At 70.9% G+C, this 26,333-nt stretch carries 24 protein-coding genes; 21 read left to right on the top strand and 3 right to left on the bottom strand.

From position 1 onward, the window contains the following. Positions 1–3 precede the first annotated feature (3 nt). Together BJ992_RS30860 and BJ992_RS30855 are read left to right on the top strand one after the other, a co-directional pair. On the top strand, positions 4–1,245 hold the full coding sequence (locus BJ992_RS30860; RefSeq protein WP_184986985.1) for an FAD-dependent oxidoreductase: 1,242 nt from the start codon (positions 4–6) through the stop codon (positions 1,243–1,245). 80 nt (positions 1,246–1,325) lie between these two features. Beyond that, entirely contained in the window at positions 1,326–2,711 is a 1,386-nt protein-coding gene (locus BJ992_RS30855; RefSeq protein ID WP_184986983.1) for an MFS transporter, read from the top strand. A gap of 90 nt (positions 2,712–2,801) precedes the next feature. Here the strand turns inward: BJ992_RS30855 and BJ992_RS30850 are convergent, their stop codons facing one another. Beyond that, positions 2,802–3,125, bottom strand: a complete 324-nt coding sequence (locus BJ992_RS30850) for a nuclear transport factor 2 family protein (protein WP_184986981.1) — start codon at positions 3,123–3,125, stop codon at positions 2,802–2,804. Between the two features lie 120 nt (positions 3,126–3,245). Then, complete coding sequence (locus BJ992_RS30845) at positions 3,246–4,076, bottom strand: SDR family NAD(P)-dependent oxidoreductase (protein WP_184986979.1); 831 nt, start codon at positions 4,074–4,076, stop codon at positions 3,246–3,248. A 57-nt stretch (positions 4,077–4,133) separates the two neighbouring features. Here BJ992_RS30845 and BJ992_RS30840 point away from each other — a divergent pair, with 57 nt between their 5' ends. From BJ992_RS30840 to BJ992_RS30820, 5 genes are all read left to right on the top strand, one after another. After that, entirely contained in the window at positions 4,134–4,790 is a 657-nt protein-coding gene (locus tag BJ992_RS30840; RefSeq protein ID WP_184986977.1) for a TetR/AcrR family transcriptional regulator, read from the top strand. A 174-nt stretch (positions 4,791–4,964) separates the two neighbouring features. Further along, a complete protein-coding gene (locus tag BJ992_RS30835; protein ID WP_184986975.1) occupies positions 4,965–5,765 on the top strand; it encodes an ArsR/SmtB family transcription factor in 801 nt (266 codons plus the stop codon). 111 nt (positions 5,766–5,876) lie between these two features. Beyond that, positions 5,877–6,878 carry a PaaX family transcriptional regulator C-terminal domain-containing protein gene (locus BJ992_RS30830; protein ID WP_221475048.1) on the top strand — a complete coding sequence of 334 codons (1,002 nt, stop codon included), beginning with the start codon at positions 5,877–5,879 and terminating at the stop codon, positions 6,876–6,878. Positions 6,879–7,312: 434 nt separating this feature from the next. Further along, positions 7,313–8,542, top strand: coding sequence for a cellulose binding domain-containing protein (locus BJ992_RS30825; protein WP_184986973.1), 1,230 nt, complete (start codon positions 7,313–7,315; stop codon positions 8,540–8,542). A 198-nt stretch (positions 8,543–8,740) separates the two neighbouring features. Further along, positions 8,741–11,824, top strand: coding sequence for an AfsR/SARP family transcriptional regulator (locus tag BJ992_RS30820; protein ID WP_281390500.1), 3,084 nt, complete (start codon positions 8,741–8,743; stop codon positions 11,822–11,824). Positions 11,825–11,849: 25 nt separating this feature from the next. On the opposite strand, the gene BJ992_RS30815 is transcribed toward BJ992_RS30820, so the two are convergent. Then, the gene (locus BJ992_RS30815; RefSeq protein ID WP_184986969.1) at positions 11,850–12,074 is read right to left on the bottom strand and encodes a hypothetical protein; all 225 of its coding nucleotides are present in this window, start codon (positions 12,072–12,074) and stop codon (positions 11,850–11,852) included. A 280-nt stretch (positions 12,075–12,354) separates the two neighbouring features. Here BJ992_RS30815 and BJ992_RS30810 point away from each other — a divergent pair, with 280 nt between their 5' ends. The 14 genes from BJ992_RS30810 (at position 12,355) to BJ992_RS30745 (ending at position 26,313) form a co-directional block, all read left to right on the top strand. Then, entirely contained in the window at positions 12,355–12,702 is a 348-nt protein-coding gene (locus BJ992_RS30810; protein WP_184986967.1) for a hydroxyisourate hydrolase, read from the top strand. Between the two features lie 118 nt (positions 12,703–12,820). Continuing rightward, a complete protein-coding gene (locus tag BJ992_RS30805) occupies positions 12,821–14,140 on the top strand; it encodes a helix-turn-helix domain-containing protein (protein ID WP_184986965.1) in 1,320 nt (439 codons plus the stop codon). Further along, a complete protein-coding gene (locus BJ992_RS30800) occupies positions 14,137–15,339 on the top strand; it encodes an MFS transporter (RefSeq protein ID WP_184986963.1) in 1,203 nt (400 codons plus the stop codon). The genes BJ992_RS30805 and BJ992_RS30800 overlap by 4 nt, the downstream gene beginning before the upstream one ends. A 158-nt stretch (positions 15,340–15,497) precedes the next feature. Then, positions 15,498–15,701 (top strand): MbtH family protein, encoded by a 204-nt coding sequence (locus tag BJ992_RS30795; protein WP_184986961.1) that lies wholly within the window; start codon positions 15,498–15,500, stop codon positions 15,699–15,701. 2 nt (positions 15,702–15,703) lie between these two features. Beyond that, positions 15,704–16,471, top strand: a complete 768-nt coding sequence (locus BJ992_RS30790) for a thioesterase II family protein (RefSeq protein ID WP_184986959.1) — start codon at positions 15,704–15,706, stop codon at positions 16,469–16,471. A 12-nt stretch (positions 16,472–16,483) separates the two neighbouring features. Next, positions 16,484–17,509 (top strand): TauD/TfdA family dioxygenase, encoded by a 1,026-nt coding sequence (locus BJ992_RS30785; RefSeq protein WP_184986957.1) that lies wholly within the window; start codon positions 16,484–16,486, stop codon positions 17,507–17,509. A 17-nt stretch (positions 17,510–17,526) separates the two neighbouring features. Then, on the top strand, positions 17,527–19,299 hold the full coding sequence (locus BJ992_RS30780) for a non-ribosomal peptide synthetase (RefSeq protein ID WP_184986955.1): 1,773 nt from the start codon (positions 17,527–17,529) through the stop codon (positions 19,297–19,299). Then, positions 19,281–20,270, top strand: coding sequence for an aspartyl/asparaginyl beta-hydroxylase domain-containing protein (locus BJ992_RS30775; RefSeq protein ID WP_184986953.1), 990 nt, complete (start codon positions 19,281–19,283; stop codon positions 20,268–20,270). Before BJ992_RS30780 ends, BJ992_RS30775 begins: the two co-directional genes overlap by 19 nt. Next, positions 20,267–21,331 carry a 3-oxoacyl-ACP synthase III family protein gene (locus tag BJ992_RS30770; protein ID WP_184986950.1) on the top strand — a complete coding sequence of 355 codons (1,065 nt, stop codon included), beginning with the start codon at positions 20,267–20,269 and terminating at the stop codon, positions 21,329–21,331. Before BJ992_RS30775 ends, BJ992_RS30770 begins: the two co-directional genes overlap by 4 nt. Beyond that, entirely contained in the window at positions 21,331–22,299 is a 969-nt protein-coding gene (locus BJ992_RS30765; protein WP_184986948.1) for a zinc-binding dehydrogenase, read from the top strand. Before BJ992_RS30770 ends, BJ992_RS30765 begins: the two co-directional genes overlap by 1 nt. 15 nt (positions 22,300–22,314) lie before the next feature. Then, positions 22,315–22,779: a cobalamin B12-binding domain-containing protein gene (locus tag BJ992_RS30760; protein ID WP_184986946.1), complete on the top strand. Its 465-nt coding sequence runs from the start codon at positions 22,315–22,317 to the stop codon at positions 22,777–22,779. Then, positions 22,776–24,047 carry a methylaspartate mutase gene (locus BJ992_RS30755; RefSeq protein ID WP_184986944.1) on the top strand — a complete coding sequence of 424 codons (1,272 nt, stop codon included), beginning with the start codon at positions 22,776–22,778 and terminating at the stop codon, positions 24,045–24,047. Before BJ992_RS30760 ends, BJ992_RS30755 begins: the two co-directional genes overlap by 4 nt. After that, a complete protein-coding gene (locus tag BJ992_RS30750) occupies positions 24,044–25,048 on the top strand; it encodes an asparagine synthetase A (RefSeq protein WP_184986942.1) in 1,005 nt (334 codons plus the stop codon). The genes BJ992_RS30755 and BJ992_RS30750 overlap by 4 nt, the downstream gene beginning before the upstream one ends. Beyond that, a complete protein-coding gene (locus tag BJ992_RS30745) occupies positions 25,045–26,313 on the top strand; it encodes a glutamate synthase-related protein (RefSeq protein WP_184986940.1) in 1,269 nt (422 codons plus the stop codon). Before BJ992_RS30750 ends, BJ992_RS30745 begins: the two co-directional genes overlap by 4 nt. Positions 26,314–26,333: the final 20 nt, after the last annotated feature.

Raw genomic sequence — 26,333 nt, 5'->3', positions numbered from 1 at the left:
CCGATGCCGGACTACGACGTCATCGTCTGCGGCGGGGGGATCGGCGGCCTGACCCTCGCCCGCGCCCTCGGGCGGCAGGGACGCCGAGTGCTCGTGCTGGAGAAACAACGGCACGTGCCGCAGGTGCACAAGGGCGAACTCCTCCAGCCCCGGTCCCTGCACATCCTCGGCACGCTGGGAGCCCTCGACGGGCTGCGCGCCGCGGGAGCCCTGACCGCCGAGCGGCTGAGCTGCCGTACCGAGAAGGGCGAGGAGATCGGCGCGCTGGACTATCGGGGCCTCGACGACCCGTACCGGTACTGCCTGGTGCACACCTACGCCGCCATCAAGGGCACGGTGACCGCCGGACTCGACGCCGAGGTACGGTACGGCGCGCGTGCCGACGAACTGCTCCGCGACGGCTCCGGGCGGGTACGCGGGGTCGCCGTCGTGGCGGGCCGGGAGCGCGAGGAGGTCACCGCCGCGCTCGTCGTGGCCTGCGACGGGTCGGGGTCCCGGCTGCGCACCCAGGCCGGCATCGAGGTGCGACGCACGTCGTACGGGCATCAGCTCGTCGGCTACGACCTCGCCGACCCCGGGCTCGGCCCGGACATCGCCGCGCACCTGACCCGGGACGGGCTGCGCCTGCTGTTCCCCATGCCCGCCGGCCGTGCCCGGCTGTACGCCCAGGTCCCCGCCGGAGGGGTACGCCGGCCCGAGCTGGCCGCCTGGACCGACGACATGCTCCGCCGGGTCCCCGCGCTCGCCGAGGTGGCGGAGCCGCTGCGTGCGAGCGCGCACGACGCTCAAGTGGTGGCGGCCTACCGGTACAACGCGACCCGCTGGGTGACGCCGGGCTTCGCGCTGACCGGCGACGCCGCCCACTGCGTTCACCCCATGGCCGGGCAGGGCATGAACGCCGCCATCGCCGACGCCTGGACGCTCGCCGAGAACCTCACCGGCGCCGGGGAACTCACGCAGGAGTCGGTGGACGCCGCGCTCGGCCGCTACGACGCGATCCGGCGGCCGGCCATCGACTACGTCTCCCGGCTCAGCCACAACCTGGCGATGCTCTTCACCGACACCTCCTGGCGCATGCGCGTCGTCGGCCGGCACATGCTGCGCCGCAACCAGGACAACCACCGGCTCCAGACGATCATCACCTACAACATGTCCGGCCTCGGCGTGCGCCGCTTCACCTTGCGGGACAGATTCGTCCAGTTCGGCCTGCTGCACGACCGTGAGGAGGCCCCGACCTATGCCTGAAATCCTCGAAGAGGACGTCCGCACCGGGGGCGCCTCCGTCCGGTTCCGCTCGCCGCGCGTCTGTGAGGAGCCCGTGATCCATGTCTGAGGTGCTGCAACAAGAACCACGCGTGGTCGACCGGCGACCGACGGGCCCGCTGGTGATGGCCGGGCTGGTGTGCGGGCCCATCGCGTCCATGGTCGATTCCAACGCGGTCAACGTCGCGGTGTCGGAGATCGGGCAGGAGCTGAACGCGCCGCTCGCCACCGTCGGCTGGATCGTCAGCGCGTACCTGCTCGGCATCGGCGTCTGCCTTCCCGCCACCGCGTGGCTCGCCCGCCGGATCGGCAACCGGCGGCTCTACATGATCGCGCTCGCCGCCTTCGCGCTGTCCTCGGCCGCCTGCGGGCTCGCGCCCGGGATCGAGGCGTTGATAGCCCTGCGCGCGGTGCAGGGGTTCGCCAGCGCTCCGCTCATCCCCCTCGCGCTGACCCTGCTGTTCGGCGGCGAGCGTGAACGGGGGGCGCGTCCCCCGATGGTGGCCGGTCTGCTGTTCTTCCTCGCCCCCGCGCTCGGCCCCACCGTCGGCGGGCTGCTCGTCGCAGCCGGCGGATGGCGGCTCATCTTCCTGATCAACGTGCCGCTCGTGGCGTTCGGCCTGCTCGGCGTGAGCCGGCTCACCGCCGACCCACCCCGCACCGACGCCGACCGCGGACCGCTCGACCTGGTCGGGCTGGCGCTGCTGGCCCTCGGCGCCACGGCGGCCATCTACGGCGCCTCGCTCATCACCAGCGGCACCCGATGGGGCTCGGTGCCCGCGGTGGCCGGTCTCGCGCTGCTCGGCGGGTACGTCCTGCACGCCCGCCGTACCAGCCACCCCGCCCTCGCCCTCGGCCTGCTGTCGACACTCGGGAGTCGCGTCGCCGTGCTGGTCTCGGTGGTGGCCTCAATCGTGCTCTTCGCCGTGATGTTCCTGATCCCGGTCTTCCTGCTGCGGGAGCAGGGCCTGTCCCCGGTGGCCGCCGGGCTGGTCCTGCTGCCCCAGGGCATCGCCATGGGTGTGTGCACGGGCCTCGGGGAGAAGCTCGCCGCGGCCCGTGGCCTGCGCACCACCGTCGCCTGCGGGATGCTCCTGCTCGCCGCGGTCACCGGGTTGCTGCTTCTGGTCACCGCCACCACCCCGCCCTGGCTGCTCGCCGCGCTGCTGGCCGGACGCGGCGTGGCGCTCGGGCTCACCCTGCAGCCCATCATCATGGGCATGATGAACGGCCTGAGCAAGGAGGACATGGCCGACGGCACCACGGTGTTCAACGTCGCCCAGCGCGTCGGAGGCTCCCTCGGCATCGCCGGGATCGCCGCCTTCTACGAGGCCAGAGCGCCGCACGGCGACGCGTTCCACGAAACCGTCCTGCTCCTCGTAGCCCTCTCCCTCGCCGGCCTGGCCCTCACCCCCGTCCTCAGCCGCCCCACCGCCTCCTCCGGGTGAACCCCCTCAGTTCGTCCATGGTGCCTGCCCATGGCTGGTTCCCTGTTCATGGCCGGGGCGGCCCTCAGGCCGCCCCGGGCCGGTGATGAGTCAGACGGGGTCGATCGCGAGGTCGGTGACCTGGTCGTCCTTGATGCCGAACACGAACGCGAAGGACAGAGGCCCGCCGGGGAACTCACCGTCCCCGGAGGCCACCAGACGGTCGCCCGCGAACGAGGTCGGCGTGATCACGATCTTGGGGTTGATCAGGTGCCCCTGGATCCACTCGCGGATCTCGGCCTCGCCGACGTAGGTCGTCCCGTCATCGCGCACGGTGGCCCCGTCGCCGAAGACCGCGGCCAGCGCGTTCGTGTCGTGCGCGTTGGTGGCCGCGATGAAGTTCTCGACGGCCTTGGGAAGGGTGATGTCGTCCATTTCTGCTCTCCGGTCTTCTCGGGTGCCGGGACGCGGGTGCGTCCTGGCACGCATATTGGTGAAGGCTTCGTCGGGTCGGTTGTGTGGTGACTCAATCCGCCTCACGTTCTGGCGACAGGCTCAGAAGTCCGCACCGCGCGAGAGCTTTTCGTTCGCGCGCAGCTCCGCGAGTGCGTTCTCGTGCATCGCGACAACGACGTCGTAGCCGGAGTTGCCGAGCACGATCCGTTGCGGCGGAACGGGTGCGTTCATCGCGCTGATCACGGCCTGCACTCCGCGTTCAGGGTCACCCTCTTGCTTGCCGTTGTGTTCCACGAACGCCGCCTTGACGCCCTCGATCAGCGGCACGTAGGCGTCGACGGTCTCGTTGACGGGCTCGTTCCGGAAGCCGGCGAAAGCCTTGGTACGGAACGCTCCAGGCTCTACGACGAGCACGCGCACACCGAACGGCTCAACTTCATGGCGCAGTGTCTCCGACAGTCCTTCGAGCGCGAACTTCGCCGCTGAGTAGTAGCCGAACCCCTGTGCGCCGACGAGGCCTGCCACCGACGACATGTTCACGATCCAGCCGTCGCCGCGTGCCCGCATACCAGGCAGGACCGCGCGTATCACCTCGACCACGGCGAACAGATTGAGGTCGAACGTGCGGCGGATCGTCTCGTCGGGGGCCCCCTCGACCGAGCCGAACCAGCCACGGCCCGCGTTGTTGACGAGCACGTCGATCCCGCCGAACCGCTCCTCTGCCGTCTTGACCGCTGCGCGCACCTGCTCGGCATCGGTGACATCGAGCTGGAGAACCAGCACACGGTCACCGTACGGTTCAGCCCATTCCCGCAGTTCAGAGGGCCGACGTGCTGTCACCACCACCTGATCGCCCTGTTTCAGTGCGGCCTCGGCATAGACCAGGCCGAACCCTCCGGGTGTCCCGCCGGTGACGAACCAAGTCCTCATGGACTTCTCCTCTCGCTATAGCGAGCAATGTAGCGCTATATGGAGTAATGTAGCAACATGCAGAACGCACGGGATCGACTCCTGCTCGCCGCGGCGGAGTTGCTTGAGGGCGGCGGCGCGGTGTCCACGAGGGCGGTGTGCGAACGCGCCGGGGTGCAGGCCCCGACGCTGTACCACCACTTCGGCAGCAAGCAGGGCCTGATCGACGCCGTGGTGAACCACGGCTTCACCCAGTACACGGCGGTCGAGAGCTCTGGCGACCCGCTGGACGACCTGCGCGAGGGCTGGGACAGACACGTGCGGTTCGGGCTGGAGCACCCGTCGTTCTACGGGCTGCTTTACGGCCGCGCCGAGCCGGGAAAGCCCTGCGCCGTCACCGCTCCCGCGCACGCCGCGTTGCGCGAGCGGTTGACCGCCGCCGCCGCTCAGGGCCTGCTCAAGGTGCCGGCGGACGAAGCCGCCGAACAGGTGCTCGCCGCCAACGTCGGCATCACGCTCACCTTGATCAGCCAGCCGGAGCCGGACTTCAGGCTGTCCGGACGCGTCCGCGAGGCCGCGCTGGCCGGGGTCCTGCACACGCACTCCGCCGACGCCCCCGCGACCCGTGCGAGCGCCGCACTGACGTTGCGCGCGCTGGTCGGCGACGACCCGGGCGACCTCACCCCTGGCGAACGCGCGCTGCTCGGCGAGCTGCTGGACCGCCTGGCCCGCTAGAACACGCGGTGTTCCTCAGAGGGGCCGCACGACCTCGTCGCTCTGGACGCGCGGCCCCGCCCGGATGTGCCGCTGCTTGGTGTGAAGTGTCAGACAGTTGGCGCGCTTGACAGGCAGCCGAATGGCTGCATAAATAAAGGGCAGCCGAATGGCTGCCTATCCACGGGGAGCGGCATGGACGAGGTGTTCAAGGCGTTGGCCGATCCGAGTCGGCGTGCGTTGCTCGACTCGCTCAATGGTCGTAATGGGCAGACGTTGCGGGAGTTGTGCGCCGGGCTCGACATGGCCAGGCAGTCGGTCAGTAAGCACCTCGCGGTGCTGGAGGAGGCCGGGCTGGTCGCCACTGTGCGGCGGGGGCGGGAGAAGTTGCATTACCTCAACGCGGCGCCTGTGCACGAGATCGCTCACCGGTGGATCAGTCGTTACGACCAGGCCAGGGTTCAAGTTCTGGCGGATCTGAAACTTGCTTTGGAGGAGACCTCGATGGACGCGCCTACCTTCGTCTACACCACCTATATCCGCACCACTCCGCAGAAGCTCTGGCAGGCGCTGACCGAGCCGGCCTTCACGCGTCGGTACTGGGCCACGGAGTTCGTCACGGACTGGGCCGCCGGGTCGCCGATGACCTGGGACAACCACGGCGTGCTGATCAGTGACCCGGAGCAGGTCGTGCTGGAGGCGGAGCCTTACCGCAGGCTCTCCTACACATGGCACGCCATCACTCCGGAGCTCGCCAAGCGGTTCGGGTGGGACGAGGAGGTCCTCGACCGGCTGTCGGGGGAGGCGCGTTCGAAGGTCACCTTCACGATCGAGGAGGCGGCGCAGGTGGTGAGGCTCACCGTCGTGCACGACCGGTTCGAGCCGGGGTCGAGTCTGGCCGAGATGGTCAGCCATGGCTGGCCGAATGTGTTGTCGAGCCTCAAGTCGCTGCTGGAGACGGGTGAGCCGTTGCCGGACGACGCCGATCAAGGCTGACGGCGTCGGTGAGCGGATGTGCCTGATCTTCCGGCGATGGCGACGTTGTCCGCCGTCGCTTGGAGGTCAGGTCGTTCGGCGTGGGTGCCGGGGGTGGGGCAAGCTGAGGACGTGAGTGGCGAGTTGTCTTTGGATGAGTTCGGGGGGCCGCGGGTTCAGGCCGGGCCTAATCCTCAGCATCTGCTGACGACGTTGCTGGGGGAGTATCTCGACTCCTCGGACGCCGATCTGCCGTCGGTGGCGGTGGTCGCGATGCTCGGGGAGTTCGGGATCAGTGAGGCCAGTGCGCGGGCCGCGTTGTCCCGGCTGACCAAGCGGGGGTTGATCGCGGTGCGGGGGGACGCGCGGCCGCCGGTTTATCACCTCACGCCTCAGGCGATCGCCAAGCATCGGTGGCGGATGGATCAGTTCCTGGGGTTCGGGGCCCGGCCGCCGCGGTGGACCGGTGAGTGGGTGACGGTTTCGTTCTCGGTGCCTCAGGCGGGGCAGAGGTCGCGGCACGCGGTGCGGAAGGCACTTCTGGGGCTGCGGTTCGCGCGGCTGTACGACAGTGTGTGGATCAGGCCGGGGTCGGATGCCGGAGCGGTGAGCAAGGCGATGCGCGACGTTCTGGACGGGGTCGACGGGGGTCGGTGGTCGGTGATGCACACGCGGTTCGACGAGGAGGCGGGGCCGCACGGTCCGGCGGCGGCCTACGATCTGGTGGGCCTTGCCGCGGCTTATGAGGCTTTCATCGCGCGGTACTCGGATCTGCGGGTGGCGGTGCGCGAGGGGGAGGTCGATGCGGCGGGAGCGCTGGTGGCGCGGACCTCGGTCATGGATTCCTGGCGGAAGTTCCCGGACATCGACCCGGATCTGCCTGAGCATCTGCTGCCGGCGCCGTGGCCCCGCGCGGCCGCCAGGGAGCTCATGCTGGAGGTTCATTCCGCTCTCGGCTCGCTCGCCGAGGCGCGGCTCATCGAGGTCGCGACGCCGTACTGGCCGGACGCCGGGTCATGGATCACGCATTTCCATGCGTCGGAGTACGGCGTTTCCACCCCGGCCGGCCGGGGTGATCAGGGGAAAGTTTCACCCGCTCGTACGGCCGCCGGGCCGCGGGGGTGCGGGTCGTGAGCCTGCGGCGTGCCGGGGTCGCGGCCGGTCGCCGCTTGGGTGACCTTGTGGGGGAGAAGCGCCGGTCAGGTGGTGTGAGCTGCGCGGGAGCGGCACGTGCCGGTTCGTCTTCCCCGTGCGGCGCCAAGGGGTTCCACAGGTTCGGGACCTGCCGCCTGAATGCGATCTCGTCGGACGTGCTTCTTGTCGGCGCGTGCGCCGTTCGGTATTGATTGACACTTTTTGTGACCGCAGTGATAGTAACTGCACGTTGCTCTCATCGGCTCCTTCCACCGGAGACGAGCGCAACTCGCAGTCGATGGTTCGCCATGTCGGTCCCCGGATCCGGCCGGCGCCGGCCGGCCTGGTGGTTGTGCCGTGTCGGGCTCGGTCGGCGTGCGCCTCGCACGTCAGATCCGACATAGAGCGCTGTCGTGACACCTTCGGAGGGCGAATTGAGAAGACGCTCCATCATCGCCGCGCTGGCGGCTGTGGTCGCGCCGGTCTGCGCCGGACTAGTGGCGCTCACCGCGGTGCCGAGCGCCGCGGCGGTCGGCGGCTCGGGTCCCTACCCGGCTGATTATGAGACCTCCTCCGGCCTGCCCAATCACACCATTTTCCGGCCACAGACGCTTCCGTCGGAGAAGCTTCCCATCTTCGTGTGGGGCAACGGAGGCTGCTCGGCCAACGGGTTGTCGCAGCAGAACTTCCTCCGTGAGATCGCGTCGCACGGGTTCCTGGCCATCGCCAACGGCGGCCCGAACGCCTCAGGCTCGACGACGTCCCAGATGCTCACCCAGTCCATCGACTGGGCCGTGGCGGAGAACAGCCGTCAAGGCAGCAAGTACTTCGGCAAGCTGGAGACCGGCAAGATCGCCGTTGGTGGGTTCTCCTGTGGAGGGCTGGAGGCGTACGCCGTCTCCAACGACGCGCGTATCAGCACGACCATGATCTTCAGCAGTGGCCTGCTGAACGACGCCGACGACTACCAGTTGCGCCGGCTGACGAAGCCGATCGGCTACTTCATCGGCGGGACCAGTGACATCGCCTACCCGAACGCCATCGACGACTGGGGCAAGCTGCCGGCCACGCTGCCCGCGTTCATGGGGAACCTGAACGTCGGCCACGGCGGCACGTACGACCAGACCAACGGCGGCGAGTTCGGCCGGGTGGCGGTGCTGTGGCTGAAGTGGCGGCTGAAGGGCGACACGACGGCCGGCGCCAACTTCGTCGGCAACAACTGCGGGCTGTGTAACACCCAGTGGCAGATCCAGCGCAAGAACCTCACGCTGGACGGCGGTAACCCCACGCCGACGCCGACTCCCACCCCCACGCCGACTCCGACGCCGACCCCCACGCCGACTCCCACGCCGACTCCCACCGGCGGGACCGGGGGCTGCTCGGCGACCTACTCGGTCGAGAGCCAGTGGAACGGCGGATTCGTCGCCGCGATGAACGTCACCGCCGGCAACAGCGCGATCAACGGCTGGAGGCTGACCCTCAGACTGCCGTCCGGAGCCGTGATCACCTCGATGTGGAACGGCGTCAACACCGGCACCAGCGGCACCGTGACGGTCGCCAACCAGAGCTACAACGGACGGCTGGGGGCGGGACAGAGCACCAGCCTCGGCTTCCAGGGCAACGGAACCGGCGCCGGCGCCACCGTCACCTGCGCCGCCATCTGATCCTGACCCGCCTGGGGCAGGGGCTCACCACAACGGCGGGCCGGGACCGAGGTCCCGGCCCGCCGTGCTGCGTGGAGGCCCACTGGTGAACCTTGGCGACCGGAGCGAGGCGTCGGCTTGACAGTGCCTTGACTGCGTCGCGGAATACATACAACCATTGACATAGAGGTCCCACGGACGACAACTTCGCGAGGCGGGATGGAATTCCGGCTGCTTGGTGCTCTCGAGGTTGTGATCGATGGGCGGTCTCGAAGTATCGCGGCCTCTCGGCAAGAGACGGTTCTGGCGATGTTGCTGCTCGAAGCCGGCCGGGTCGTCCCCGTGAACCGGTTGCTTGAGGCGCTGTGGGACGAGGAGCCGCCTCGGACGGCCAGGACCCAGTTACAGATGATCATCTCGGGGCTGCGGCGGCTGCTGGAAGAGGGACGGGACGAGGCACTGATCTCCACGCGGCCACCCGGGTACGTGATCGAGGTGGCGGACGACGCGCTGGACATGACGCGCTTCGAGAAGCTGGTGGCCGTGGGGACGGCGGCGGCGGGTGACGGCCGGTTGCCGGACGCGGCCGGGCACTTCAGGTCGGCGTTGTCGTTGTGGCGGGGGCCCGCGCTCGCGGGGGTGGAGAGCCGGATCGTGAGTTCGGCGGCGACACGACTGAACGAGACGCGGCTGAGGATCCTCGAGGACTGCCTGGACATCGAGCTCCAGCTCGGACGGCATCGTGATGTCATCGCCGAGCTGGGGGAACTGGTCGCGGAGCATCCGCTGAGAGAGCGGATGCGCGCGCAGTTGATGATCGCTCTCTACCGTTCGGGACGGCAGGCCGAGGCGCTGGACACGTTCAGGGAGGGCAGGGAGATCCTGCTCGAGGAACTGGGGCTGGATCCGGGGAGCGAGCTCCGGCAGCTCGAACAGGCCATCCTGCTCGAAGACGACTCTCTCGAACTTCCGTCCGAGGTCAAGAGCCCGGCGGTGCAGGCCGGATGGACGGCGGCCGTGCCGGTGCCGCGGCAGTTGCCGGCGGCGGCGGAGCTGGTGGGTCGCGAGGACCTTCTCAATCGCGTCGTCTCGCTGTTGTCGCACGACGACGACACGCGGGGGGAGTCCCCGTCGGCGCCGGTCGTCGTGCTGACCGGCATCGGCGGGGTCGGGAAGACGGCGCTGGCGTTGCGCGCGGCGCACATCCTCAGGGAGGGCTATCCGAACGGGCAGTTGTTCGCGCCGTTCCACATGGAGGGAGGGCGGACGGAGGCTCCCGAACGGCTGCTGGAGAAGATCCTGCGTTCGTTCGGCGTGGCACCCGACATGATCCCCTCCGGTACGGAGGACCGGGCCGCGATGTACCGGAGCTGGGTCGCCGAACGCAGGATCCTGATCGTCATCGACGACGCCATGACGCTGAGCCAGGTGGCTCCGCTGCTGCCGGGAACGTCCACGTGCGCGGTGCTCATCACGACGCGGAACCGGTTGAACGGCCTGGTCAGCGCGTACCAGTTCGAGGTCGGCGCGCTTGACGAGAGAGCCGGTGTGACGCTCGTGGCCGAGGTGATCGGCGCGGACCGCGCCGGTGTCGAGACCGATTCGGTCCGCACCCTGGTGGAGCTGTGCGACCGGTTGCCGCTGGCGCTCAACATCGCCGCGGCGAAGCTGGCGGCGCGGCCGCACTGGCGGGTCGGTCACCTGGTGCGCAGGCTCAGGGACGAGCGGCAGCGGCTGGACGAGCTGGACATCAACGGTGTGAACATCCGCGCGACGTTGTCGTTCTCCTTCGACGGCCTGGACGACGACCGCCGGCGGCTGTTCATGAGGCTGGGACAGCTCGGACAGGTCGGTTTCGCCTCCTGGGTGGCGGCGCCGTTGCTCGACTGCGACGTCCATCACGCGGAGAACCTGCTGGAGAGCCTGGTCGACGCACGGCTGGTGGAGGCCAGGCTCGACGAGGACGGAATGGTCCGCTACCACCTCCACGATCTGGTGCGGATCTTCGCCTTGGAACGGCTGGCGGAGGAGGAGTCCACGGGGGAACGCGTCGCGTCGCTGCGCAGACTCATCGGATGCTGGCTGTTCCTCGCCGCGGAGGCCCATCGGCGTGAGTACGGCGGCGACTACTGCGTCCTGCATGGCGACGCGGAGTTGTGGCCGTTGCCCTCGACCACCGCGGACGTCCTGCTGGCCGAGCCGCTCGACTGGTTGAGGGTCGAGCACACGGCGCTGGTGAGCGCGGTGTTCCGTGCCGGTCAGGCCGGGCTCGACGAACTGTGCTGGGACCTGGCCATCACGTCGGTCACGCTGTTCGAGGCGGGTTCCCATGTGGACGACTGGCGGGAAACCCATGAGTGCGCGCTCGCCGCGGTCCGGGCCGCCGGCAACCGCCGTGGCGAGGCCGCCATGTTGTATTCGCTCGGCACGTTGGCCCTGAGAGGACGGCTGAAGGACGCGTCGCGGTGCCTGACGCAGGCGCTGCGGCTGTTCGAGGAGCTGGGGGACGCGCACGGCAGGGCCTTGTCCCTCGGCGGGCTGGCGTTCGTCGACCGCCTGGAGGGGCGGTACGACCTCGCGATGCGGCGTCACGAGCAGGCGCTCACCGACTTCCAGAGGGCCGGCGACCCGGTCGGCGAGGCGCACATGCTGCTCGAGATGGCCAAGATCCACAAGGATCGCCGGGGGTTCGACCTGGCGGGTGCGTGTCTGCACAAGGCGCTCGTCAGGTGCAGGAGGGCCGGCTCACGGCGGGTCCAGGCCCAGGTGGAGTACGAGCTGGCGGAGTTGTACCTGCTGAGGGACCAGATGGAGGACGCGATCGAGGCGTTCAAGTCCGTCGAGGTGACGGCCAACATGGTCGGCGACATCGTCGGTCAGGCGTACGCACTGCTCGGTGTGGGTGTCGCGCGGATCAGGCAGGAGGCCTTCGCTCAGGCGAAGGCCGACCTCGACGCGGCGTACGCGCTGGCCGGACGGACGGGGGATCTGCTCGTCCGCGGCCGGGTGCTGCTCGGCCTCGGCGAACTCGACTTCGCGCAGGGCCGGCCCGGTGCGGCGCTGTCGAGACTGGAGGAGGCACGCGGCGCGCTGGAGGCTCTCGGCTCCGCGGCGGTGTGGCAGGCCCGCGTGCTGGACCTCGCCGGCCGGGTCCACGAGGCGGCCGGCCGTGCCGAGGCCGCGAAGGATTCGTGGCGCGCGGCCAGGGAACTGGCGGCCGGCATCGACCTGGTGCTGGCGGAGCACATCGGCGCGGCTCTCACCAGGCTGGACGCGGAGCCGCCGCCGGACGACCGGGACTGACGGGAGCGGTCAGGGCTGGAGGCGGTCAGCCCCACGGCGGACCCGACGGCTGCTCGGGATCCGCGACACCCCACGGCGGACCGGCCGGCTCCTGCTCACCGGCGACACCCCACGGCGGGCCGTCGAGCTGGATCATCGCGGTGACCGTGGTGGTCTCGGCACCGGCCGGCGACGAGGCGGCCCAGCCGCCGGCGAGCGCCAGGAGGACGGCCGCGATGCCGAGGTGATGCCGGATGGTGGTGCCGGTCATTTGGTTACCTCCCTGACGTCCGCCGCCTGTCGCGGGGATCCGCCGGACCCTTCGGCCGGGGTCCGTCTCGTGATGTCAACTGAACGCTCAGCCCCCAAACGATGGCTATCACTGCGGTAAGCGACACCTCAATGAGATGGCGTGGCATCGCCGTTTTGCGCGGTGATAGCGCGGTGATAGCGGCGGCGGAAAACGTGAGCGCCACGCGCCGGTTCCACCGCACGACGGCAGCCGGTGCGAGCCATTCCGCGGTGCAAACGCTGCCCGGCCTGGAGGAGCCTTGAGCATAACGATGAAGGTCGTCGACTGCGCGCAGGGCCGTCCGGTCGACGGAGTCGCGGCCCGGTTGCAGGCCAGGTCGGAAGGGGTGTGGGAGCGGCCGGCCACGGGACGTACGGACGCGAGCGGTTGCCTGCGCTTCTGGCGGCCGCCGCCTCCCGCCGTCCGCGGGGTTTTCCGGATCGTCGTCGACATCGACTCCTACTACGCGTCGTTCGGAATACTCCCCGTTTTCCCGCAGATCTCCACGTGTTTCAGGGTCGTGAATCCCGACGAACCACTGCATTTCATGGTGCTGGTGACGCCGTACTCACACACGATCGTGCATGGAACCGACCAGAAAGGGTGAGAAAGATGCGCCGTATACACCGCACCTCGCTCAGGCGGCCCGGAACGGCCCCGGAACTCGACCTCCGTACGCCGTCCGGCCGGCCGCTGCCGCACTGACGGCGCAGGAGAGGCGAACCATGAACGACGGATTCGGGGAACTTCTGCGTCACTGCCGCACCAGACGGGGCATCACGCAGCGGCAGCTCGCCGATCTGGCGACGGTCAGTGTGCGGGCCATCCGTGACATCGAACTGGGCCGGGTGTCCAGGCCGAGACCGGGGACGGTCGAGTTGATCGCCGACGGGCTCGGCCTCACCGGACGGAGCAGGGAGCACTTCGCGGCGGCGGGACGCGCCGCGCCGGTGTGCGCGCCGCGGTCCGCGGAAGGGTGGACGGTCCCACCGGCGTCGTGGGACGAACTCGTGGGCCGCGAGTCCGAGTCGGCCGTGCTCGTGGACCTGCTCACCAGAGGAGAACAGCGTCTGGTGACGATCACCGGCCTCCCGATGGCCGGCAAGACCAGGACGGCGATCGAGGTGGCCAACCTGCTGGACGCGGCCGGTGATCTGCCGGTGCGATGGCGGTCCGCGCGCCGGGGACCGCCTGAGGGGACACAGGAGGAGGACATGCGGGCCGGGTCCGGCGAGTTCGGCGGCCTCGCCGGGGAGCACGCCGCGCAGGACGAGCCGGCGCTGCTCGTCCTCGACGGTTACGAGCCCTCGCCGTCGCGTCTCGCCGCGCTCGTGGCACTGCTCCACGACTACCGGCGGCTACGCGTCCTCATCACGTCACGGACCTCCTTCGACGTTCCCGGCGAGACCGTGTTCCCCTTGAGGCCGCTCGGTGTCCCGGAACGCGGGACCTGCCATGACGCCGTCCCCGCCGTCCGCCTCCTGACCCGCCACGTGCGCCAGGTCCGTCCCGATCTCCGGCTGGACGCCGCGAACGCGCGGGTCACGGCGGAGTTGTGCCGGCTGCTGGACGGCCTGCCCGCGCCGATCGAGGCGGCGGCGGCCTGGCTGCTGGTGTACGACCCCGGGTCACTGCTGAGGCGGATCCAGGCGGATCCGCTGAGCTTCCAGTCGGGGCCCTGCGGCGACGCCGACATCCGCCGGCTTCTCACGGACGTGCTGGACGCACTGGACCCGGCCGAGACCGCGCTGCTCGACCGGCTCGCCAGGCTCGACAGGGGCTGGTCGGTGGAGGAGGCCGTCGCGATGACCGGCCTGCCGGTGGTGAGGTGCGCGCTCCTGGTACGGCGGTTGCTCGTCCGCGGTGTCGTGCGGCCGGTGACCGAGGACGGCGCGCGGTTCGAGGTGCTCGGGCTGGTACGGCTGCTGAGCGCGGAGAGGTCGCGCGCGGGGACCGCTCCGCTCGGCGTGGCCGTCTCCTCGCGCCACCGCGGCCTCCCGGAGCGGCCGCGCCGGCTCGCGGGGTCAGCGGACGCGCGGCGATGAGCGGCTACGGCACGGCGTTCTGGCGCCTGTTGATCTCCTCGGGGGTCTCCAACGTGGCGGACGGCATCGGCCGGACGGTTCTGCCGTTGCTCGCCACCACGCTGACCCGCGACCCCTTGGCGATCTCCGCGCTGACGACGCTGGCGTTCCTGCCGTGGCTGCTGTGCGCGCTGCCGGTCGGCGCGCTCGTCGACCGGCACGACCGCAAGACGGCGCTGGTCACCGCCACCCTGTTCCGGGGAGCGGCCTTCGGCGTGCTGGCGGTCGGCAGCGCGGTGGGGTGGACGCACATCGCGGTGCTGTACGTCGCGGTGTTCGCCGTGGGTGTCGCGGAGACCGTCTACGACAGCGCGGGACGTGCGATGCTCCCCATGGTGGTGCGCCGCGACCAGCTCGAACGCGGCAACAGCATGTTGTCGACCGCGGAGATCGGCGGCCAGTCCTATGTCGGCGCTCCCGTCGGCGCCGTGCTGTTCGGCGTCTTCGTGGCCGCGCCGCTGTTCGCGAACGCTCTGGCGTTCGCGCTGGCCGCGGCGCTGATGGTGACGGTCGGCGGTGCCTTCAGGCCGCCGGGAGAACGGCGCGCGGCGATCGGGTCCGACATCCGCGCGGGTGTGCGCTGGCTCGCCTCACACCGGTTCCTGCGGGGGCTCACGCTCGCCAACGCCGTCACGTCCGCCGCGCAGAGCATGGCGAACGCCGTGCTCGTCCTTTTCGCGCTCGACGTGCTGCGCGTCCCGGAGGGAGGCTACGGGTTCATCCTCGCCGTCGTCGGCGTCGGCGGTCTGGCCGGTGGGTTGCTGGCGCCGGTGCTGAGCGCGCGCCTCGGCCGCGCCGGGACCCTGGCGCTGGTCTCGCTGACGTTCCCCTTGGCGCTGGCCGGCATGGGTCTCACCGGCAACGCGTTTCTCGCCACCGCTCTTTACGGACTGGCCGCGCTGCTGGTGATGACCGGCAACGTTCTCACCATGGCGCTGCGGCAGACATTGATACCCGAGCAGTTGTTCGGCCGCGTGCAAGGCGCGTACAGAACCCTCGTCTGGGGGGGAATCCCGCTCGGCGCACTGGCAGGCGGCGCGCTGGCCGCGACGGCCGGAATTCCCGTGGTCTTCGTCGTGTCCGGCCTTGTCTCGCTGGTCGCAGGCGCGTGGACGTGCCATTTGCTGGCCCGTCACCATCGCGAGATAAACGTCGCCTGAAAACCTTCCGACCGGCCGTTGTTTTGTCGTGCCTGAAAACTGCCGCACTGAGAACTGCCGCACCGCGGTGAACTGCCGCTCAACTGCCTCTTCCAACCGCCGCCGGCCTGCCAGAGGCGCATTTACGCTCGTTTCATCGATTCCGCACGGGAGGCGAAATGAATCCGTTCGACAATGAGGATTCCCGCTATTTGGTCCTGGTCAACGATGAGGAACAACGCTCTTTGTGGCCCGAATCCATCGGTGTGCCGCAGGGGTGGCGCGTCGCACACGGGCCCGGCAGCCGCCAGAGCTGTCTCGACCACATCGACGCCGTGTGGACCGACATCCGTCCCAAGAGCTCCCGCACCGCCGGGAGGTAACGATGATCGATCAGGGCACCTCCGTCATCCGGCCGCTGCGCCGGTCGTCCGCCGGACGCGTCCTGGTGTGCCTCGGCTTCTGCGGCGGAGGCACCGGGCCGTACCGCGCGTGGGCCGGGTCGCTGCCGGAGGACACCGACCTGGCGCTGGTCTGCTACCCGGGTCGCGAGGGCCGCTTCGCCGAGCCGTTCGCGGCCTCGTGGGACGAACTGGCCGCCGACGCCACCGCCGCCGTGCGTACGGTCGCCGACCGGCCGTACGTCCTGTTCGGTCACAGCATGGGTGGCTGGATGGCGTTCGACGTGGCCACGCGGATCGAGCGGACGGGTGGGCCGGCCCCGGACCTGCTGATCGTCTCCTCGTGCAACGCACCCTCCCGAGGCGTGACGGACCGGGACAGGTTCCCGCGCATCGAGGACGGTGAGACCGAGCTGATGGCCTGGATGCGCACCACAGGCTCGCTTCCCGACTACGCGGCCGACGACCCCGATCTGCGGGAGATGGCGGTGGAGCTCATGCGGGCCGACATCCGGGTCCGCGACAGCTACCGGCCGCTGCCAGGCACGCGGACCGGCGCCGCCGTCCAGGTGCTCTACGGCGCCGACGACCCGGTGATCGATCCGGCGGTGGGGAACCAGTGGCGTGCCGTGGCGGGCCCCGAGTTCCACCTCGACCGGCTGCCCGGGGGCCACTTCTACACGCCGGACGTGTGGCGGACGCTCCCGGCCTCGTTCCGCACGGCCGCTTCCGCGCTGGAACGAACTCCCTGACTAGGAGAGACGATGACTACGCTGAACGACTCGCGGCCCGGGGTCACGTGCCTGCGCAGGCCCGGGGAACCGGTGGCGGTCGAGGTTCCGCCGCTGACCGGACTCGGCGACTGCCTGCGATGGCTGCGCCAGGAGCGCTCCGGCATCCGGCAGGCACTCGACGAGCACGGCGCGCTGTATCTCGCCGGCCTGCCGATCCACGACGCACAGGACTTCGCCGAGGTCAGGGACGTGCTCGTCGCCGAAAGAGCCTCCTACAAGGAGAAGGCGACGCCGCGCAGCGCGCTCGGCGACGACGTCTTCTCCTCCACCGACCTTCCCTCGTCCCAGGCCATCAGGCCGCACAACGAGAACAGCTACACGCTGACATTCCCCGGCGTGCTGATGTTCTGCTGCCTGACGGCGCCGCTCGCCGGCGGCGCCACCCCGGTCACGGACTGCCGGCGGGTACTCGCGAACCTGCCGCCGGAGCTGGTCGCGCGGTTCCGCGAACACGGGTGGCTGCTGAACCGCGTCTACTCCGAGCACATCTCGCTCGGCTGGCGCGCCGCGTTCGGTGCGGACTCGCGTGCGGAGGTCGCCGCCTACTGCGCCGCGCAGCGTGTGGGGCACCAGTGGCTCGACGACGACAGGCTGTTCACCACGCAGCTGCGTCCCGCGCTGATCCGCCATCCGCGGACCGGTGAGGAGGTGTGGTTCAACCACGTCGCCTTCTGGAACGAATGGTCCCTCGATCCCGACGTCAGGGACGTCCTGCTCGCGGAGTTCGGTCCCGACGGGCTGCCGTTCGCCACCGCGCTCGGCGACGGCAGCCGGCTCGGCGGCGCGGACGTGGCCGCGATCAACGACGCGTACGAGGCGGCGACGGTCCGCAGGGAGTGGTCCCGGGGAGACGTGCTGCTCGTGGACAACGTGCTCGCCGCGCACGGCAGGGACCCGTTCCGCGGGGACCGGAAGATCGTCGTGGCGATGGGTGAGCCGACCCCGGTGGAGACGTGCCGTCCGGCCGTCGTCCCGGCCGCGGGGCCGCCGCGATGACTGTCGAAGGAGTGAGGATGACGACTCGTGGAACGGCCGTGGCTCCGGACCTCATGGCGAGGTTCGCCGAGGCGGTCGCGGCCTTCCCTGCACGCACGGCGGTCATCGCCCCCGACGGCGAACTCACGTTCGCCGAGCTGGACGCCAGGGTGTCCCGCACGGCCGGGTCGCTGGCGGCCAGAGGCGCCGGTCCCGGTTCGCTGGTCGGGGTGCGGCTGCCGCGTGGCGCCGGACTGGTCGTGGCGCTGCTCGCCGTGTGGCGGGCCGGCGCGGCGTACCTGCCTCTTGACCCGGCCCAGCCGGACGCCAGGCTCCAGACGCTGATCGACGACGCCGCTCCGCGGTTCGTCGTCACCCCCGGCATGGACACGACCGGCATGGACACGACCGGCATGGACACGACCGGCATGGACACGACCGGCGGCGCCGGCCCCGGGGACACCGCCTACGTGATCTACACGTCGGGCTCCACGGGCCGTCCCAAAGGTGTGCAGGTCAGCCGGGGAGCCGTGGCGCACCTGGTGGACTCCCTGGAGGAGGCGGGTTTCTACGGCGAGGGCCACCGTGTCGTCGCGTGGAACGCCGCCGTCTCCTTCGACGCCTCGGTGCAGCAGTGGGCCCGTGTGTGCCGTGGCGACACGCTGGTTCTCATCGAGAACTCCATGCGTGGCGAGCCCGAGCTGCTGGCCCGCCACCTGAGCCGCAGCGGTGTCACCGACCTCGACGTCACCCCGTCGCACTGGAGTGTGATCGGTGAGCCGATCACGAGCGCATACCGCGGCACGCCGCTGCGCCTGTTCGTCGGCGGTGAGGCGATACCGGAGCCGATGTGGCGGGACCTGTCCGCCGCCGCCGCGCGCGGGGTGCTGGAGCCGATCAACGTGTACGGGCCCACCGAATGCGCCGTGGACTCCACCGGCACGTGGATCGGCGCCGGCTCCCCCCACATCGGAGCCCCGCTGCCCCGCGTCCGCGCCTACGTCCTCGACGACGCGCTGCGTCCCGTACCGCAGGACGAGGAGGGTGAGCTGTACATCGCCGGGCCGGGTCTCGCCGACGGGTACCTGCGCGGCCCGGCGCTGACGGCCCGGCGTTTCGTCGCCGACGTGGTCGCCGGCGACGGGTCCCGGATGTACGCCACCGGCGACCGGGCCCGCCGGCGCGCCGACGGGACCCTGGAGTACGCCGGCCGCGCCGACCGCCAGGTGAAGATCCGCGGCCACCGCGTCGAGCCCGGTGAGATCGAGACCGTCCTGGCCCGCCACCCGGCGGTGGCCCGCGCCGTGGTCGTCCCGCACGACGGCCAGGCCGGACCGGTGCTCGTCGCCTACCACACGGCGGCGGACGGGAACCCGGCGACCGGCGCCGAACTGCGCGACCACGTGGCGGGACACCTGCCGGCCGCCATGGTCCCCGCGTTCTACGTGGCCATGGACACGCTGCCGCTCAACCAGAGCGGCAAGGTCGACCACGCCGCGCTACCCGTCCCGGACCTCGCCCCCGGGCTGTCCGCCGCGGACGCGCTGTCCAGCCCGGCCGAGCGGGTCGTCGCCGAGGCGTGGGCCGCGGTGCTGGGTGTCGAACCCGCGTCGGGAAGCGACGACTTCTTCGCGCTCGGCGGCCACTCGCTCACGGCGCTGTACGTCATCGCGCACCTCAAGCGGCGCATCGGCGTGGTCCTCCCGACCCGCACGGTCTACAGGCTGCCGCGGCTCGGCGACCTCGCCCGGCACATCGAGGGACTGTCCGCCACGCACATGGAGGAGATCGCATGTCAACCGCGCAGTTGAGCGCCGTCGCGCTCGGACCGAGATACGACGCGCATCGGTTGCGCGCCGAACTGGACGCGCTCGGCCACCGGCGGTTCAGCCCGCAGCGCACCTTCGACCGCAGCGGCCCCGCCGAGGAGACCGGTTCCGACTGGCGGGTGCTGTCCCTGCGCAGCCAAGGTGGCGACCCCCGGCGCACCGACCCCGGCGGGCCGGGGCTGACCGGCTACGCGGACACGCCGTTGCTGGCGGAGGCGCCGTACATGGCCTCGATCCTCGCCGGGATCCCGGCGGACCTCCGGACCGCGCGGCTCATGGCCCTCGGCCCGGGGGCCTCGGTCGACGAGCACCGCGACTACCCGTACGGCCTTCCCGCCGGCTGGGTACGGCTGCACGTGCCGGTCGTCACCAATCCCGGCGCCGTGCTGGTGATCGACGGCGTCGAGCATCGCTGGCAGCCCGGTGAGCTGTGGTACGGCGACTTCTCCCGGCCGCACCGCGTCTACAACACCGGTGAGACCCGGCGCGTGCACCTGGTGATCGACTGCTTCGTCGGTTCGGCGCTGCTGGACATGTTCCCCGAGGAGTTCCGCCGCCGCGTCCGGTGGTCGGAGGTCCTGTTCGAGAAGCCCGAGCTTCCCCTGACGCCGGACGAGGCGGCGGAGATGGAGTGCTCGATCGGTGTCCCCGCGAGCTTCCTCGACGGCGACTCGCTGGAGGCGTTCACCGCTCGCTGGACCCTCGACCGGCGGGCCGGCCTGTACGCGGCGGACGGCCGGCTGGTCCTCGACGTGGCGGACGGGCCGTCGATGACGCTCGTGCACATCGGTGAGGGAGAGTTCCGTCTCCTCGGCTGGACGACGGAACGCACGATCAAGATCGATCTCAGTGGCCGGGTGCCGCAGGCGAGGTTCCGGATGCGCTACGGGACCGGGCTCGCCGAGACGGTACGTGCGGCGACGCCGACTCAGCAGAGGAGACAGGCCTCATGACCACCACCGACGCGTTCACCGAGCCGCGGATCGAGCAGGCGTGGTACGCGACCGGGCCCCACCCGGTCCTGCCGTTCCTCCTCCACGGCACGGGGGTCGGCATCCCGCACACCGTCGTGACCAACGACGAGATCACCGCGGACCTCGACACCGACGACGCGTGGGTCCGCTCACGCACCGGCATCCGCGAGCGCCGCTTCCTTGAGGACGGCAGGTCCATGTCGGACCTGTGCGCCGACGCCGCCAGGCACGCGCTGCTCACCAGCGGTGTGCAGGCACGTGACCTGGACGCCGTCGTGGTCGCCACCATCACCCCCGACCAGCCGATCCCGTCCACGGCGCTCATGGTCATGGAGGCCATCGGAGCGCACGGGGCCATCCCCATCGACCTCAACCAGGCCGCGTGCGCCGGCGGCGTCCTCGGTGTGCTCGTCGGCGCGCACATGCTGCGCAACCCCGACATCCGCAACGTGCTGGTCATCGGTGGCGACGTGATGTCACGTGTCACCGACCCCAAGGACCGGATCACCCGGGTGTTCTTCGGCGACGCCGCCGGCGCGGTGGTGCTCGGCCGCGACGACGACACCCGCAGCGGCGTGCTCGGCTGGCACATGGAGTCCGCGCTGTCGCACAGCGTCGAGATCCCGGCCGGCGGCGCGTCGGCGCCTGCCACCGAGGAGACGGTGCGGCGACGCGACCACTACCTCAAGATGGACGGCCGGGCCGTGTGGGAGAAGGCCACCGAGGCCCTGCCGAGGAGCATCGAGAACGCCGTGGCGCGTGCGGGCCTCACGATGGGGGACATCGCGCACTTCGTGGTGCACCAGGCCAATCGCAACATCATCAACGCCGCCATGGACCGTCTCGGCGTCGAGCGCGAACGCGCCGGCGTGACGGTCGACTGGCTCGGCAACACCGGCGCGGCGACCGTCTTCACGGTGCTCCACGACGTGGTCGCCACCCGGAAGGTGAAGCCCGGCGACGTCATCGTCATCGCCGGCATCGGCGCCGGTTTCATCTGCGGCTCACTGGTCATCCGGTACGGCAGGGGAGAACTCTGATGTTCGCCGCCGTGGCCCGGCGCACCGACCCGGCCGACCCGCTGGCCGCGCTGGCCCTCGGGGAGTGGCCCGAGCCCCACGTACCCGACGGCTGGACCGTCGTCACCGTGAAGGCCGCCGGAGTCAACCACCATGACCTGTGGACCCTGCGCGGCGTCGGCGTCGTCCCCGAGAGGCTGCCGATCGTGCTCGGCGTGGAGGCCGCCGGCCTGGACGAGGACGGCCGGGAGGTCGTCGTGTACCCCGTCGTCGGCGACCCGGGGGCCGGCCACGGCGACGAGACCCTGGACCCCGGCATGCGGCTGCTGTCGCAGGAGTACGACGGCACGTTCGCCGAACGTGTGGCCGTCCCGGCGCGCAACCTGGTGCCGAAGCCGGCCGGCATGACCTTCGAACAGGCCGCCTGCCTTCCCGGCGCGTGGCTCACGGCCTACCGCATGCTGTTCGGCAAGGCGGCCCTGCCTCCCGGCTCCACGGTGCTCGTGCAGGGTGTCGGCGGCGGGGTGTCCACGGCGCTCATCATGATGGCGGTCGCCGCGGGTCACCGGGTCTGGGCCACCAGCCGCAGCCCGCGTAAGCGGGAACTGGCCCGCTCCCTGGGGGTGGACGAGGCGTACCCGCCGGGTGCGCGGCTCCCCGAGCGGGTGGACGCCGTCATGGAGACCGTCGGCGCGGCGACCTGGGACCACTCGGTGAACGCCGTACGTCCCGGCGGCGTGGTCGTCGTGGCCGGCGCGACCACCGGGGCCCGGCCCGTGATCAACCTGTCCCGTGTCTTCTACCGCCAGATCGGCGTGATCGGCTCCACCCTCGGCACACGGGACGAACTGGTCGCGCTGCTGCGCTTCTGCGACAGGACAGGCGTACTTCCACTCGTCCACCAGGTGCTGCCGCTCACCGACGCGGCGGCCGGCATCGCCGCGCTGGCCTCCGGCGACGTGTTCGGAAAGATCGTCCTGACGACCTAGGCAGGTCCTACTCGCATGGCTCACGACCGTTCACCCCACTCAGGCGGACCGCGTGCACTCGTGTCCGGCCTGGAGTGCGACTCCCACACATGGAACCTGGTCTACATCGAACTGGTGCTGCGGGAACTCGGCCACGAGGTGGTCAATCTCGGCGCCTGCGTGCCGGACGGGCTCGTCGTCCGGGAATGCAGGCGGCACCGTCCCGGCCTGGTCGTCATCGGCACGGTCAACGGCCACGGCCTGGCGAGCGGTGTCAGGCTCGCGCGCCGGCTGCGTGGCTCGCCGGGTCTCGCCACCGTCCCGCTGGTCATCGGCGGCAAGCTGACCACCTCAGGGACCGGCGGGCCACGGGTCACCGGCCCGCTCCTGGCCGCCGGCTACTCCGCGGTCTTCCCCGAGGACACCGGGATCGGCGCCTTCCGGTCGTACGTCGAGACGCTGGCCGCCGGGGCAGCGCACGCGGAAAGGGCAGTGCGATGAGAGAACGGCACAGGCAGGCGCCGTTCGGGGACTTCGTGGCGCGGGCCGCGGCCGCCGGCGAGCTCGTCGTGCAGCCGCGGATGGGGTTCGGTGCGCCGCGCGACATGCGCGCCGGACTGGAGGCCACCCGGCGGGCCAGGGCCACCACCGTCGGGACCATCACCCTGGACAGCTACACCAGGACCGGTGACCACGCGGCGGCGCGGCTGGCCCTCGCCACCGGGGCCGACCTCAACGGCTACCCCATCGTGACCCACCCGGTGCGCACCACCCGCGCACTCCTCGACGGCATGAACACCGGCGCGTTCCCCGTCCAGGTCCGGCACGGATCGGCCAGGCCGCAGGCCATCTTCACCGCGCTCACCGCGGCCGGCCTGTTCGCCACGGAAGGGGGACCCGTCTCGTACTGCCTGCCGTACAGCAGGCTTCCCCTCGCCGACTCGGTGCGGAACTGGAAACGGTGCTGCGAGATCCTCGTGCGCGCGGCGGGTGACCGTGCCGTACCGCACCTGGAGACCTTCGGCGGCTGCATGCTGGGCCAGCTCTGCCCCCCGAGTCTGCTGGTGGCGCTCAGCGTGCTCGAAGCCGTGTTCTTCCGGCGGCAGGGGGTGCGCAGCGTGTCGCTGAGCTACGCGCAGCAGACCAGCCCGGCGCAGGACGAGGAGGCCATCGCCGCGCTGCGCGCGCTGGCCGCGGAGTTCCTGCCGGACACCCAGTGGCACATCGTGGTGTACGCCTACATGGGGCTGTACCCGAGGACCAGGAGCGGCGCGCTGGCCCTGCTGGAGGAGGCGGCCGAGCTGGCCGTGCGCACCGGTTCGGAGCGGCTGATCGTCAAGACCGCCGCCGAGGCGTTCCGCATCCCGACGATCGCGCAGAACGTCGAGGCGCTCGAATACGCCGCGAGTGTGGCGGAAGGCGAACGCGGTCGTGCGGCGCGGAGCACCGCGGCCGTCCCGGACACGGGTGTCATGGCGGAGGCCAGAGGGCTCGTGGACGCGGTGCTCGATCTCCACCCCGACGTCGGCCGCGGCCTGGTGTGCGCGTTCGACCGCGGCTACCTCGACGTCCCGTACTGCCTGCATCCCGGCAACGCCGGACGCACGAGCAGCGGCCTCGACGGGGACGGCCGCCTGGTCTGGACCTCCACCGGGACGATGCCCCTCGGTGAGCGCCGGCCGGGACGGCCGGCGCCGGGTGGGGACGACTTCCTGCGGTCCCTGTCCTACGTCCGTCAGAAGTTCGACGCGAAGGAGCAGATCCCATGACCACCCATCAGACCGAGGCCGCGATCGGCTGTCCCCCGGACATCCGCGACCACCTGATGTCCCCCGTCACGCGCCGCGTGCTCGGCGTACGGCACGAGGCGTTGCGCGCGGCGCGGGAGTTCCTCGACGGCGCGGGTTTCGTGGAGCTTCAGCCGCCGCTCGTCGGCCCCGTCACCGACCCCGGCGCGCGCGGCGCCAAGCAGGTCGACATCGACTACTACGGCCACCGGTACAAGGTGATGACCAGCGCCATCCTGTACAAGCAGGCGTCGCTGCTGGCCTTCGACAAGATCTACTACATCGCGCCGAACCTGCGCCTGGAACCCCTGGAGACCCGGTTCACCGGCCGGCACCTGACGGAGTTCTACCAGCTCGACGTGGAGGTCGCGCACGCGTCCTGCACCGAGATCATGGATCTGTCGCGCGACCTGGTGACCCACGTCATCGGTTCGGTCGTCGCGAACCGGCGTGCCGACCTCGCGGCGCTGGGCCGGGACACCGGTGTCTTCGCGCCGGCGCTGACCGGCCTGTTCGACCGTGTCACGCACACCGAGGCCGTCACGGCGATCAGAGGCATGCGGCTGGAGCACAACGAGTACGCCGAGATCGACTGGCGCGGCGAGGAGCTGCTGTCACTGGAGGCGACGAGGCCGTTCTTCGTCACCGGCTACCCGAAGGGGTCGCGCGGCTTCTACGACCGTGAGAGCCGCACACAGCCCGGCCTGCTGCGGGACTTCGACCTGCTGGCCCCCGAGGGGTACGGCGAGCTCGCGAGCGGCGGCGAGCGGGAGTTCGAGTACCGCAGGGTCGTCCAGCGCATGCGGGAGACGGGGGAGAACCCGGCCAAGTACGGCTGGTACCTCGATCTCGTGCGCCAAGGGATACCGCCGAGCGCGGGCTTCGGTCTCGGGGTGGAGCGGCTGACCCGCTACCTCGCGGGCCTGGAGGCCGTGGCGCAGGCCACCGCCTTCCCGAAGCTTCCCGGAGTGCCGTCGCCATGACTCAGCTGACAGGACCGCGCGCGCCGGGCTTCCCCGAACAGGCCGTCCGGCGGCGTGCACGTGAAGGCGAGGCCGCGGCCTTCCCCCCGCACACCGCGTACGGCCACGACCTCTTCGGCGCGACGGACCGTGGCCCCGAGGACGCACTGGACGCACTCCGGCTGGTCCCTCCCGTCTTCATGCCTCTCCGGCTGGAGAAGCTGATCGACCTCGGCCGCGAGCCGACCTGGGAGGACGTGGACCTCACCAGCCGCGTCGGCGGATTCACCGCCCCGTCGCCGGTCTACTTGTCGGCGCTCGGCTCCACGGACGTGGCGAGCCGCGGCCTCGGGCTGTCGGTGAGCCGGCAGGCCGGCCGGCTCGGCATCCCGATGGTGGTGGGGGAGAACGTCGTCCCCGTCCAGGGATACGGCCGGGAGGCCGCCGGCGCGGCGTCGCTGCTCGGCCGGATCCGGGCCTACGCCGATGAGCTGGACGGCACGGCCGGCGGACTGGTCGTGCAGCAGTGCACAGAGGACGCCGACGCCGAGGTCTGGAACCTCGTCTACAGCGACCCGGCGTCACAGGCGCTGATCACCAGCGGACGGCTGGCGTTCGAGCTCAAGATCGGCCAGGGGGCCAAACCCGGCCTCGGCGGGATGACCGTGATGTCGCGCGCGGACGCCGGCCGGCTCGGCGACCGCTACGGCATCGCGCCGATCTTCGGACCGGAGGCGGTGCTGAGGTCGGCCACGCCTGGCACGGTCACCGAGGAGATCCTGCGCCAGCAGGTGCGTCTCATGCGCAACAACTTCCCCCGCGCCAAGGTCTGGGTGAAACTGCCGCCGGCCCGTGACGTCCGTGCCGCGGCGCTCGTCGCCTGGGAGGCGGGTGCCGACGCGGTCACCGTGGACGGCGCGGAAGGCGGCACCGGCTGGGCCCCCAGCGCGTTCCTCGACGATGTCGGGCTGCCGCTGCGCGAGTGCCTCGGCGCGATCGGCCCCACCGCGCACTGCTTGCTGGTCAGCGGACGCATGTGGCACGGCGCGAGGGCCGTGAAGAGCCTCGCGCTCGGCGCCACGGCGGTCGGCCTCGGCCGGGCCGCGCTCGTGGCGGCCGACGAGGATCCCGGCGAGGGGCTCGTCCGGCTGGTGCGCTGCATGGCCCTGGAGATGCGGCTGCTGATCAGCGCGCTCGGGAAGTACGAGGCCGCGCTGCTGGACGCGGACGACGTATGGCCGCGGACCGAGGCGGCCGGCGTTCCCGCCGCGGCGCCGCACCACTGACCGCCGTCACCGGCGCCGTT

Source organism: Sphaerisporangium rubeum (assembly GCF_014207705.1).
GTDB lineage: Bacteria > Actinomycetota > Actinomycetes > Streptosporangiales > Streptosporangiaceae > Sphaerisporangium > Sphaerisporangium rubeum.
This window is presented reverse-complemented; position numbering and strand designations above follow the sequence as displayed.